General features: G+C 36.9%; 12 protein-coding genes and 1 tRNA gene. 6 read left to right on the top strand and 7 right to left on the bottom strand.

The window, feature by feature from the left end; translation table 11 throughout:
- Positions 1–98: 98 nt before the first annotated feature.
- From ruvX to AC5SR4_RS00360, 4 genes are all read left to right on the top strand, one after another.
- Entirely contained in the window at positions 99–518 is a 420-nt protein-coding gene (gene ruvX / locus AC5SR4_RS00375; RefSeq protein ID WP_495357564.1) for a Holliday junction resolvase RuvX, read from the top strand.
- A 97-nt stretch (positions 519–615) separates the two neighbouring features.
- The gene (def, locus tag AC5SR4_RS00370) at positions 616–1206 is read left to right on the top strand and encodes a peptide deformylase (RefSeq protein ID WP_495357563.1); all 591 of its coding nucleotides are present in this window, start codon (positions 616–618) and stop codon (positions 1204–1206) included.
- A gap of 54 nt (positions 1207–1260) precedes the next feature.
- A complete protein-coding gene (locus AC5SR4_RS00365) occupies positions 1261–1689 on the top strand; it encodes a DUF5606 family protein (RefSeq protein WP_495357562.1) in 429 nt (142 codons plus the stop codon).
- Between the two features lie 74 nt (positions 1690–1763).
- Positions 1764–2327, top strand: a complete 564-nt coding sequence (locus AC5SR4_RS00360; RefSeq protein WP_495357561.1) for a TlpA family protein disulfide reductase — start codon at positions 1764–1766, stop codon at positions 2325–2327.
- Here the strand turns inward: AC5SR4_RS00360 and AC5SR4_RS00355 are convergent.
- The 7 genes from AC5SR4_RS00355 to AC5SR4_RS00325 form a co-directional block, all read right to left on the bottom strand.
- Positions 2316–3014, bottom strand: a complete 699-nt coding sequence (locus tag AC5SR4_RS00355) for a lycopene cyclase domain-containing protein (RefSeq protein WP_495357560.1) — start codon at positions 3012–3014, stop codon at positions 2316–2318. The two genes, AC5SR4_RS00360 and AC5SR4_RS00355, sit on opposite strands and share 12 nt — an antisense overlap.
- Positions 3015–3467 (bottom strand): sterol desaturase family protein, encoded by a 453-nt coding sequence (locus AC5SR4_RS00350; protein ID WP_495357559.1) that lies wholly within the window; start codon positions 3465–3467, stop codon positions 3015–3017.
- 9 nt (positions 3468–3476) lie between these two features.
- Positions 3477–4316: a phytoene/squalene synthase family protein gene (locus AC5SR4_RS00345; RefSeq protein ID WP_495357558.1), complete on the bottom strand. Its 840-nt coding sequence runs from the start codon at positions 4314–4316 to the stop codon at positions 3477–3479.
- Positions 4313–5779: a bifunctional phytoene desaturase/3,4-desaturase gene (gene crtID, locus AC5SR4_RS00340; protein WP_495357557.1), complete on the bottom strand. Its 1467-nt coding sequence runs from the start codon at positions 5777–5779 to the stop codon at positions 4313–4315. The genes AC5SR4_RS00345 and crtID overlap by 4 nt, the downstream gene beginning before the upstream one ends.
- Positions 5780–5824: 45 nt before the next feature.
- Positions 5825–6724, bottom strand: coding sequence for a MerR family transcriptional regulator (locus AC5SR4_RS00335; RefSeq protein WP_495357556.1), 900 nt, complete (start codon positions 6722–6724; stop codon positions 5825–5827).
- Positions 6725–6861: 137 nt separating this feature from the next.
- A tRNA-Leu gene (locus AC5SR4_RS00330) sits at positions 6862–6946 on the bottom strand.
- An 816-nt stretch (positions 6947–7762) separates the two neighbouring features.
- Entirely contained in the window at positions 7763–8350 is a 588-nt protein-coding gene (locus AC5SR4_RS00325; protein WP_495357555.1) for an RNA polymerase sigma factor, read from the bottom strand.
- 115 nt (positions 8351–8465) lie between these two features.
- Here AC5SR4_RS00325 and AC5SR4_RS00320 point away from each other — a divergent pair, with 115 nt between their 5' ends.
- Positions 8466–9743: a FecR family protein gene (locus tag AC5SR4_RS00320; RefSeq protein ID WP_495357554.1), complete on the top strand. Its 1278-nt coding sequence runs from the start codon at positions 8466–8468 to the stop codon at positions 9741–9743.
- 240 nt (positions 9744–9983) lie between these two features.
- Entirely contained in the window at positions 9984–13265 is a 3282-nt protein-coding gene (locus tag AC5SR4_RS00315) for a SusC/RagA family TonB-linked outer membrane protein (RefSeq protein ID WP_495357553.1), read from the top strand.
- The last annotated feature ends 1 nt before the right edge of the window (position 13266 follow it).

The raw sequence follows: 13266 nt of genomic DNA, 5'->3' as shown, positions 1-13266 counted from the left end.
CAAATAATTATATTTAAGGTTAACACATCCAAAAAAAGGCTGTCTGAAAAGACAGCCTTTTTTATTTTATTACATTACTTTTGCAACAAACACAAGATATGGCACGTATTTTAGCAATAGATTATGGTATGAAGCGTACAGGTATAGCAGTAACAGATGTATTACAGATTATTGCTTCAGGACTTACAACGGTCAATACCAAAGAATTGCTCGCTTTTTTAAAAACATACGTCGCTAAAGAACCGGTGGAACTGTTTGTAGTGGGCCAACCCAAGCAAATGAATAATGAAGCATCAGAAAGTGAAGTGTTAATCATTCCCTTTTTAGAAAAGCTTGCCAAGCAATTTCCCAACATTCCCATACAACGGGTAGATGAGCGTTTTACATCTAAAATGGCCTTTCAAACCATGATAGATAGTGGATTGAAAAAGAAGCAACGAAGCAATAAAGCACTTATAGACGAAATTAGTGCCACCCTTATTTTACAGAGTTATTTGTCTTCCAGAGCGAGTAGGTAATAATAAACAGTTTAAATAACACCATTAGTTTTTCACTTTTAGTTGTTAGTAGTTTAACTGTATAAATTGTATTTTTGCAAAAACTTAATAGCGAATTATGATATTACCAATTGTTGCCTATGGCGATCCTGTTTTAAAAAAAACAGCAACCGATATAGATAAAGACTACCCCAACCTAAAAGAACTTATCCAAAATATGTTCGATACTATGTACAATGCCTATGGGGTAGGACTAGCAGCACCACAAATAGGTTTACCAATTCGCATATTTGTTGTAGATACCACACCGTTTTCTGAAGATGACGAATTAACTGCTAATGAGCAAAAAGCACTAAATGGCTTTAAGCGCGTGTTTATAAATGCAACCATTACAGAAGAATCAGGAGAGGAATGGGCTTTTAACGAAGGGTGTTTAAGCATACCAGATGTTCGTGAAGATGTGTACAGGCAACCCAAGATTACTATTGAATACCTTGATGAGCACCTTAAACCCCATACGGATACATTTGACGGACTTATAGCCCGGGTGATACAACATGAATACGACCATATTGAAGGTATTTTGTTTACCGACAAACTATCCAGTTTAAAAAAGCGTTTGTTAAAAGGACGTCTTAGTAACATCTCTAAAGGTAAGATTAGTGTAGATTACAGAATGCGATTTCCAGACCAAAAAAAGAAACGATAATATTTGCAAGACATCAATAAACAGTTGATATTTGCCCCTTTCAAAAAGTAATTTATGAGTTTAGAAAAAGTACTATCAATAGCAGGAAAGCCCGGGTTGTATAAATTAGTAACCCAAACGCGTGGTGGTTTTGTGGCCGAGTCTTTAATTGATAAAAAGCGTATATCGGTCACTGCACAGCAAAATGTGAGCTTATTAAGCGAAATTGCTATTTATACATTAACCGAAGAGGTACCCTTAAAGCAAGTTTTTGAAAACATTAAGAAAAAGGAAAACGGACAACAAGCTTCTGTAAAGCCAAAAGATAGTAAAGATAAATTAGAGGAATATTTCTTTGATGTCTTACCAGATTACGACGAAGACAGAGTGTACGCCAGCGATATTAAAAAAGTGGTGCAATGGTACAATTTATTGCAAGCACATAATATGTTGGATGATTTGGGTACCGAAGCAGATGCGCCTTCTAACGACGAAGAGGAATAGTACCTAAAGGCGTGTATCATGCTTAGGCCATTTAAAAGTCTAAGAGTAGCGTAAACAAGAAGCCCTTATATATTATGAAGATTTCAAGACCCAAGCTTAAACACATTATATATTTAATTCTTATACTGCTACTGGTTATACCCCAAACCCGTAAGCCCATACAAGTATTATTGCATAAAGGGTTAGCATTAATAAGTCCTTCTATAGAAAATACTGATAAGGTAGCCAAGCTACCCAGCTACCAGTTGCAGTTGGAGGACCAAGATGGTGGTGTCTTTAATCTGGAATCGGTAAAAGGCGAAGTTGTTTTTATAAATTTTTGGGCCACGTGGTGTCCGCCATGTATAGCCGAAATGCCCAGTATGCAAGCTTTGTATAACGATTATAAAGACCAAGTGGCGTTTGTTTTTATTACAACCGATTGGTTTAGTGAGGTTCGTGCATTTCAAGAAAAAAACAACTACACTTTTAAAGTGTACCGTGCAGCAAACGGATTCCCGGAATTTTTAAACATTACCACCATTCCCAGAACATTTTTAGTAGATAAATCTGGAAACATTATTATCGATAAGCGCGGTGCGGCCAATTGGAACAGCAATACCGTAAGAAGTACCATCGATAGTTTGTTACTTAAATAGCTTGTTTTTTTTTAGTTCTAAGTATTCTGTTACAAACAAGCTTAAAAGAATAAGTGTAAAGGCATATACGGTATCCTCTATAGGAATGGTAAATAAACGCATGCCTAAGTTTTCATTATCATTATACCACACCACCTCATTAACAATAAAACTTCCGGTTAGTATTCCATTCACAATAAAAAAGGGCAGGAGCATTACCAAAAATGTTAATAAATAGGTACTTAATAGCTTGGGGTTTTTGTTAAGAACAAGCCCTGTTACAAAAGCTGCTAGAAAAAAATTAATGAATGTGTACCATTTATCATGATTGTAAAAAGAGATAATTACAAACAATAGCATAAGCAAAAAGCCAAACGATTTGGTATCGGGCAACGATAGTTCTAATTTAGGAACATAATAAAGCAGTGCGTAGTGCATAAATATACAGGCATAGGGTATGCACACAAAAAACAGCCATTCTTCCAGTGGTAATCCCAAAAACTTAATACCAATACAGTAATCAGGATTAAAGCCCCAAACACCCACCAAAGTAAAACACACATCCCAAGGAATAAAGAAAAGCATGCCAACAAGTATCCCTGCGGCCAAAGAGGGCCAACGTTTGTAAAACTTAAGCTTGGGGTGGAAACTAAACAGAAAAGGGACCAAAACCGATCCTAGGTTCAGTAATAGATATAAATAAGGCATTTACTGTTTTTTAAAATATTTAAAGGGTACCACCAACATGCCAAAACATTCACCATCTTCCTTGCCTAAATGTTTGTGGTGCATCTTGTGGGCGCGCCTTACCCCTCTGGCATACCAATTATTGGCATTTCTAAAAAGTTTAAAACGTTGGTGTATAAAAATATCATGCACAATAAAATAAGAGATACCATAGGCTAAAATACCCAGCCCAATAGGAAGTCCAGCCCATAAACCATCATATTTCCATAACAAGAAAAAACCAATGCTAACCACGGCATAAAAGATAAAAAAGGCATCATTGCGCTCAAACCAACTGTCGTGGTCCTTTTTATGGTGGTCCTTGTGCAAGCGCCATAAAAAGCCATGCATCACATATTTGTGCGTAAACCACGCCATAAATTCCATGATGCAGTAAGTTGCTAAAAAGATAAGTATCCACAGTACAGTTTGCATCCTATAAATTTACATTAATTTTAATTGATATTTCACATAACTCCGCATCAAGAGCTCTATTTTCTTGGGGTTAGACACCCTAATGCGTGTATTTTTAATTTGTAGCGCTGGTGTGCGCTTAAGCTTTTTCAAGAGTTGCCTGTAGTATCTATAGGCCATAAACACCCCAAACTTAGCTTCAATGGGTAATTTTTTAATGCCGCTTAGTCCAGCCTCAAAATCCCGTTCAATATCATCTATAATCTCTTTTTTTGAAGCTTCATTTAAATTGCTCAGGTCGGTATTGGGGAAATAGGTACGGTTCAAGCCCTCAAAATCTGCCTTAAGGTCCCTAAGGAAATTCACTTTTTGAAACGCAGAACCCAGCGACATAGCTGTATCTTTTAAAGCTTCATACTTTTTGTCGTCTCCCTTTACAAATACCCTTAGGCACATCAGCCCCACCACATCGGCAGAGCCGTAAATGTAGGCTTTGTATTCTGCCTCGGTTAAATAGGTGTTTTTGTGTAAATCCATGCGCATGCTGTTCATAAAGGCATCCACCAAGTGCTTTTCTATGCCATATTTGTGGTAGGTGTGCTGAAATGCGTTTAAAATGGGGTTTAAACTAATTCTATCTACCAAAGCGGCCTCCAAATCCCTAGAAAAGTTGTTGAACAACGTTGCCTTATCATAGTCATGGAACGAGTCCACAATTTCATCGGCAAAGCGTACAAATCCGTAAATATTGTAAATATCGCTCCTAATGGATTTGTATAGCATTTTAGTAGCCAAAGAAAAAGACGTACTGTAAGTACGCGTTACAATTTTGCTACAGCTATAGGAAACGGTGTCGAATAATGCTTTCATAGGCCATGGTGTTTGGTTACTAAATCGGCTACTAATTTTCCGGAAATTAAGGAGGGTGGCACACCAGGACCAGGCACGGTTAACTGGCCCGTAAAAAACAGGCTCTTTACTTTTTTGCTTTTTAATTTAGGTCTTAAAAAAGCAGTCTGTGTTAACGTATTAGCCATACCGTAAGCGTTTCCTTTGTATGAATTGTAGTCCTTTACAAAATCATTAATACAAAAGCTTTCCTTAAAGATAATATGTTTTTTTATATGTTGTGATGTTAAAGCTTCAAAACGGTCAATAATTTTATCAAAATATTGCATGCGTACTTCAGGAATATCCACCAATCCTGGGGCCAAGGGCACTAAAAATATGCCGGCCTCTTTACCTTCTGGGGCCACACTAGCATCAGTCATACTGGGGAAGCTGGCATAAAATAGGGGATGTTCCGGCCATTGCGGATCATCATAAATAGCCTTGGCATGCGCATCAAAATCCACATCAAAAAACAGGGTATGGTGGTTTACATGTTTCAGTTTCTTATCAAAAGCGACGTAGAACAGGAGTGATGAAGGCGCAAATGTTTTCCTGCTCCAATATTGTTCAGAGTATTGCCTGTAAGGCTTATCCAAAAGCGTTTCCGTGTGGTGGTAATCGGCGCCACTTACAATAACATCAGCCTTATATGTTGTTCCTTTAGAAATAATACCCGTTGCTTTGCCCTTATCTACGATAATTTTATCAACGGGGTTTTCAGTTTTAATAACCACACCAAGTGTTTCGGCAAGCTGTTTTAAGGCCAGTACCACTTGGTACATCCCTTTTTTGGGATGAAAAGTGCCCAACCCAAAGTCGGCATAATTCATAAAACTATAAAATGCAGGCGTATCACCGGGCTTAGCCCCTAAAAACAGTACCGGAAACTCAAGTATTTTAATCAGGCGGTCATTTTTAAAAGCTTTGCGCACATCCCGTTTTATGGTACTGAAAAACTGATTGAGCTTTTGTACCGTTGCAGGTGTTATCAACTCTAAAGGCGATACGCCGGGGTTGTAAACCAAATCCTTTATAGCGATATCATAATTGTTTTTGGCCTTTTCTATAAAGGTGTACAGTTTTTTAGAACTGCCGGGCTCTTCCTTTTCAAAGGCGATGGCTATTTTATCTAAGGTATCTTCAATAGTTATGTAATCGTTCTTACCAAAGTAAACACTATAAGCGGGGTTTAGCTTATCAAGGGTGTAATAGTCCGATGGTTTTTTGTTAAAATCGTTAAAGAAACGCTCAAAAACATCGGGCATCCAGTACCAGGTAGGGCCAATATCAAAGGTAAAGCCGTCTTTAACCAATTGTCTGGCACGGCCGCCAACCGTTTTGTTTTTTTCAAAAACCGTCACCTTATAGCCTGCTTTGGCTAAGTAGCAAGCAGCAGCTAAAGATGAAAACCCGGAACCGATAATAATTATAGATGATTTCATATTGTTTAACAAATATAGTTAAAAGTTAAACAAATAAAAATCTATTTACACGACTTTAACTAAATTTTCTATAGAATTGAAGATAGTAATATTTTCAGGAAGCGTTTCGTGTTCCAAAACCGATAGCTTTTTACCCAATACCAAAAGGTGGCTGTTAGGCTTGTTTAATAACAAATCACTAAAGTCGTTAAGGTACTGTAACAGGTTGTTTTCTTCAGGGTAAATGGTAAAGTAGGATATAAACGTAATATCATTAAAAAACTCATGCATATCCGCCAGGCTTTTCATGGGCACACTTTCTCCTAAAAATATAGTATGGTAGCCTTTGCTTCTTAGTTGGTAGTTAATAAACAGCAAGCCTATATCATGTATTTCATGGTCTGGTAAAAACAGCACAAAGGTTTTAGACTTGGGTTTGGGCTCTAAAAGCTGTAGGCGTTCAATATTTAAAAGAATTTTTTGCTTGATGTGGATAGACAAAAAATGTTCGTGTGCAGGGGTAATGGTATTGGTTTGCCACAACAGGCCAATCTCGTTAAGTAGGGGTAAGAATACCGTATAGAAAATTTCACTAAACGTTTTGTTTTCCAGTAAGTTGTTATAGGTATTGTAAAAAAGCACCTGGTCAAAATTAATCATAGCCACCTTAAAAGCATTAATGGCATGGTCTTCAATTTTGGCCCTAGAGGCTATTTCCCTAACCTTAACAGGAATTTCATCGTCCTTAAGCTTCGCTATTTTAGAAATCTTAAGTCCGTTATCGTTTAAATACGAGATATTCAATAGCTTTTGTAAGCTAGATATATTGTATGTTCTTATATTCGTATCTGTCCTGTTGGGAGATAACAAATTATAGCGCTTTTCCCATATACGTATGGTATGGGCCTTAATGCCTGTTAGATTTTCTAGATCCTTGATGCTGAAATTAACCTGTATATTGTTCATTAAATAGCAATTAACGTTCAACAAAAGTAATAATAATTATTTATGTAAGCTAAGCAAATCCGTAAATGTTACTTATTAGAGGGGCGTTTAGTGTATAAATTAGGATGGAAAAACCTTAGTGATGGGTTATAAAAAAGTGCGCACGAGAAGATTCGAACTTCCATATCCTAAACGGATACTGGCCCCTCAAGCCAGCGCGTCTACCAATTCCGCCACGTGCGCCTTATAAAAAGCGTGTAAATATAGTGAAATTAGTTTCAAAGTAGCAAAGTTCAGAGTTCAGAGTTATGAGTTGCTCACGGTTGCGGGAATTGTGTGCGGGATTAAAAAGAAAAACATTCGGCAAAGAAGTAGAAACGGAGCATTAAACCACTAATAAATAAATGAAACACCATACAAGGACAGTTAATCCAATAAGTTGCTCGTAGGTCAACGGCCAAACGGCAGGCCCCACCCTTCGTAAGAATATAAGCCCAAAAGCTTCGAAATCCAGGAGCATTAGCAGAGGGTGGAGAAGGGGCGACGCGAAGTTTTGGGCTTGGTTCTTCTCTAGCGGTAGCAAGAGAAGAAATTCCTATCGAAGGGGTGTCTTTTCTTTTGGTTCGTTTTCTTTGGACAAGCAATTGCGGAGCACATCATGAGTTCCACTAGCAAATTAGATATAGACGAATAAAGAAAATGAACATAAAATAACATTAAACTAACAAACAATTAATAACCACAAAAACATGAAAAAACATCCAACGTAAAAACAGACAAAAGATAAAAGATCATCTGTCATTCAGAGGGGGGCGAGCGTAAAGAAAATGTCCGGTGGTCCCGATAGCTATCGGGATTAGCGAGAAGCCAGCCGGCGTGGTGGAATGATCGAAGAATCTCATGATATGTGGGATGAGATTCCTCCCGCTGGTCGGAATGACAAAAAAGAAAAACATATAGAAGATATGAGGAAGCAATGGTTAAAAAAAGAACTTTTGCAGATAAGAATCTCCGCAACAGTAAGCAGTCTAACATCTCAAATCTCACATCTCAAATCACCTACCTATGAAGCAACCATATCAAAAGCGGTGTCATTTCCAACAATTGGCGTTTGCTCATTTCATCCTTTATAGTATCCATGGCCCTGCGAATGTGTGTCTCTACCGTACGTTCCGAAATATTTTGCATTTCGGCAATGTCCTTGTATTTATATTGGTTTAGTTTGCTTAATATAAAAATGTCCTTGCGTTTGGGGGGCAGGCTATCAATAATCTCTTGCAGGGCTTTAAGGCGTGCCTCTTTAGTTTCCTTATCAAGGTCCTCAAGTTCAATAATCGCTTCCTGCCTAAAAGTATCTACCAATATTTTATTACGTGCGTCCTTGCGGCAAACATCAATAAAGCGGTTATGTACGGCACGGTACAAATAGCTGTTTAAAGAGGTGGTAATCTCCAGATCATCCCGTTTGTCCCAAAGGCCCATTAGGGTATCCTGTACCACATCTTCCACTTGTTTGGCTTCAGATGACAAGGTGTAAACATATTTACATAACCTATCGTAATAAGTTATATAAATTTGTGTATAAGCGTCCTTATTGCCTTGTTTTAAGGCAGTTATCATGCTATTATCATCAATTTCAAGGGTCATATTGAGAGGAAAAGATTAACTTTATTTGGCAAAGTAACAAAAAAAATAAGTTTAGGAGTACGGGATTTTTAAAACCCGTTCGTCCTACGGATACAAAAGCACATAAAAGGCCCTTATGATATTAGATGATTTAATAGAAAAGTATTTAAGCAACACGATTTCAAACACCGAGTTGCAACAGCTAGAGGCGCTTTTAAAAGTACCCGAAAACCTAATAACCTTTAAACAGGTTGTACAGAACGATTACCTTTTAAAAACCCACCACCTACAATTTAATGCCCAGGCAGCCCTTAAAAAGTTTGAGGCCAAACTAAAAGCAGAGCGTACACCCAAAAGCACATTCCGTTTAAAACCCATATACAAATACGCTGCCGCTGCCGCTATTTTGCTAATAGCCGCTATCACCATCTTAATAAAGACCAATGTCACCCTGAGCGCAGTCGAAGGGCCAATCATAGTCAATAACCAAATAGAAGTAGGCACCAACAAAGCCACTTTAACATTAGAAGACGGTTCTGTCGTAGTCTTAGAAAAAGGAACGAGTTACCAAACAACATACGCCAACAGTAATGGCGAAGCCATCACCTACACAGATAACCGCAACAGTGAGCAACAAACGACTAACCGACTAACAACAAACACCTTAACAATACCAAGAGGCGGCCAATACCAACTAGCTTTAGCCGACGGCACCCAAATATGGTTAAACTCCGACACCCAAATACAATACCCCGTTAACTTTATAACAGGCCAACCCCGCGAAGTCACCCTCGTTTACGGCGAAGCCTATTTCGATGTTTCCCCAAGCACCGACCACGGTGGCTCTCATTTTAAGGTGCTAACTGCTAACAGCCAAAAGCCGGGCCGAGCGTCAAAAAATAGTCCAGTGGACTATTTTAGCGAAGGAGCCAGCCGGCGGGATGGCATAAGCCAAATAGTAGAAGTCCTAGGAACCCAATTCAACATCAAAGCCTACAAAGACGAACCCCACATTTATACGACCCTAGTAGAAGGCAAAGTATCTGTCACCCCAAGTACAGTCGAGAAGTCTCAATACTCAATACCCAATACTCAAATCTTAAAACCTAACCAACAATCCACCCTAAACAAAACCACCAACACCCTAAGCGTAGCTACCGTAAACGTACACAACGTTATCGCATGGAGAGACGGGCTATTTATTTTCCAAAGGACCTCCCTTAAAGATATCATGGCAGTATTGGCGCGCTGGTACGATATGGATGTAGTATTTAATAACCCCGAACTAGAAAGTGTAGGCTTTAACGGTACATTAGGAAAAAACCAGGACATCCAGCAAATTATGGAAACCATTAAAAGCTTTGGTGTAATTACCAATTACGAAATCCACGGCAACAAACTATATATTAAGTAAAAAAACAAAACCACTAAATAAAAACTACAACATATATGAAAAGACATCCAACATAGCATAGAACAAAGACTAAAGGATAAAAGACTTTTTGAAGTTATGAGTTTAGCAGTTTTTTATCTCATATAGCAAGTCTAAAAAAAAGAAAATGGAGGACATAGTTTCAACCGGCAAGAAGAATGCTATATCCCCCAAAAGATTATTAATTAATTAAAAAATTTAACTAACTAATAGAGCAAATTTATGGAATTTAAAACAAATAAAGCCCGATATTTAATCAATAAAAGGCTGATATTGATACTTATGAGAACCTTTGTTTTCTTATTATGCACTACCGTTTTTAGTTTAACAACTGAAATAGGATTTTCGCAAGATCGCGTTGTTATCGATGCCGATAAAACCGTGTCTGTAGACGATGTATTTAAAATAATACAGGCCCAAACCAAATACCGCTTTTTATACCCCCAAGACCTCTTTAAAGGGCAACCCCAAGTATCCCTTAAAAAAGGCAGCATAAGCGTAAGCAAGCTATTGCAAAACAGCCTGTCCAATAAAACCTATAATATTGTACTTTCCCAAGATGATACCATTATTATTAAGGATGCTAGTACCATACAGCAAATACGGGTCTCTGGTAAAGTAACCGATGAAAAAGGCCTGGGCATTCCCGGGGCTACTGTGCTTATTAAAGGCACTACCAAAGGTACGGCTACTGATTTTGATGGTAGTTATAGTATTGTGGTGCCTAATCCTGAGAATGTTTTGGTGTTCTCAGCCATAGGGTTTGGTAAACAAGAAATTACCGTAGGCAGCCAAAGTATTATTAACGTGACTCTTAAAGAAGAAGTAGGGCAGCTGGATGAGGTGGTTTTGAATGCGGGGTATTATAATACGACAAGAAGAACAGCAACAGGTAGTATTGCAAAAGTAAAAGCAAAAGACATTGAGAAACAACCCGTAGCTAACCCATTACAGGCCATACAAAGTAGGATGCCAGGAGTCTTTATTACACAAGCAAACGGATTGCCTGGTGCTGCTATTAATATTCAAATAAGGGGAAGGAATAGTTTAAGGGATGATGGAAATAATCCTTTATATATTATAGATGGAGTACCATATTCGTCTGATTTACTTACTTCTGAATTTTTCGTCCAATCTCCTCTTCAGGGAGGAAGTCCTTTAAGTGCGATTAACCCATACGATATTGAGAGTATAGAGATTCTTAAAGACGCTGATGGTTTAGCAATATATGGCTCTAGAGGAGCAAATGGCGTGGTTTTAATTACTACAAAAAGAGGACAATCAGAAGAAACAAAGGTGGACTTGAACGTGTATGCTGGAATTGGACAAGTTCCAAAGAAAATAGATTTATTAAATACAGAACAATATTTAGAAATGCGTATTGAAGGGATAACGAATGATGGATTTGGTAGTCTTCTCAATAGTACAAGGTATGATAGGTTTTGGCCTGATGTAAAAAGATGGGAGCAAGATCGTTATACTGATTGGCAAGAAGAACTTATAGGAGGAATAGCAGAAGTCACAAATATTCAAACTTCAGTATCTGGAGGAAATAAACAAACTCAATTTTTATTAGGAGGTGGCTATTTTAGGCAAGGAACAGTATTTCCCGGTGATCTATATTACAAAAAGCTATCACTAAACATGAATATAAATCATAGATCTAAAAATGATAGGTTAAGTATTAATTTTTCAATGAACTATGTAGGTGAAAACAATAACTTAATAAGTAATGATTTTACAAGAAGTGCTTATAATTTACCGCCAAATGCCCCATCAGGATATAATGAAGATGGAACTTTAAATGATTGGGATGATAATCCATATAGTTCCTTAGAAAAGACCTATGATAGCGATGTGAATAACTTGATTTTGAACGCAGTATTAGGATATAAACTTTTAAAGGGTTTAGAAATAAAAATAAACATGGGGCATAATAAGATTCAATTAGAAGAAACCTCTAAAAATCCCATAAGTGCTAGGACTAGACCTACTCCTAATAGCACAGGAAGTGCTGCATATGGTGATGGCAAAACTAGTTCGTGGATTTTTGAACCACAGTTGTTCTACACAAAGAATTTTTCATCAGGAAAATTGAATGTTCTCCTAGGAGCAGCATTTCAAGAAAACATGTCAGAAAGAGAATCGCTATTTGCTTCTGGTTTTAGAACAGATGCTTTAATTGATAATATTAAAGCTGCATCAAGTATTACTTTAAATGATTACAATTATACCCAATATAAATATCATGCTATTTTTGGACGTTTAAACTATGAGTTTAAAAGCAGATACATTGTAAATTTAACAGGAAGACGAGATGGCTCCAGTAAATTTGGGCCTGGAAAGCAATTTGCTAATTTTGGGGCAGTTGGTGTGGCATGGTTATTTTCTAATGAAGCATGGTTTAGAAATTCCAAAATTTTATCTTTTGGTAAGATTAGAACTAGTTATGGTATTACTGGAAGTGATCAAATTCCGAATTATGGTTTTTTAGACTCATATACATCAACAGATTATCCATATCGTAACACTAATGGTTTAGTGCCTACTAGAATTTCTAACCCAGAATATTCTTGGGAAACCAATAAAAAATTAGAAATAGGTTTAGAACTAGGACTTTTTAACAATAAAATAGATATAAATAGCAGTTGGTATCATAATCGATCGTCGGATCAACTAGTGGGTTATCCTTTAGCTCCAACAACAGGTTTCTCCTCAGTTCAATTCAATTTGCCAGCAGTAGTACAAAATACAGGATGGGAATTTGATTTGCATATTCAAAATATAAACACAAAAGTATTTAGATGGAGTAGTAGCTTTAATTTAACTATTCCAAATAACAAACTCATTGCTTATCCAAATATAGAAGGTTCTTCCTACGCAAATAAATATATAGTAGGCAAGCCTTTATATATAAGAAAAGTGTATAATTATATAGGGGTAGACCCAAATACTGGTTTACATATAGTAGAAGATATAGATAACAATGGAATAATTAACAATGATGACACAAAAGCTATTGATCTTAGCACTAAATTTTATGGAGGATTCCATAATAATCTAAGCTTAAAAGGGTTTGAGCTAGATTTTAATTTTCAATTTGTTAAGCAAAAAGGTTATAATTATTGGGCTTTCAGTTCTATGCCTGGAACTGCAAATAATCAACCTGTGGAGGTTTTAGATAGATGGCAAGCAGAAGGAGATTTGACCAAAATTCAAAAGTACAGTACAGGAAATGCTAATGTAACTTATGATTTTTATTATAGAAACAGTAATGCCGTTATTAGTGATGCTTCATTTATTAGACTAAAAAATGTAGCACTATCCTATAGTCTGCCTGCAAAATGGGTAAATGATTTAAATATTCAAAACTTTAATATATATATTCAAGGGCAAAACTTGTTCACTGTCACCAAATATTTTGGTATAGATCCTGAAACTCAAAACGGTCAATCACTTCCTTCTTTAAGAATTTTTACTACAGGAATTAAAATCACTTTTTAAC

The sequence above is a fragment of the Aestuariibaculum scopimerae genome, from assembly GCF_059428085.1.
Note: the sequence above shows the minus strand (reverse complement) of the source record. Positions and strands in the feature narration are given on the sequence as shown.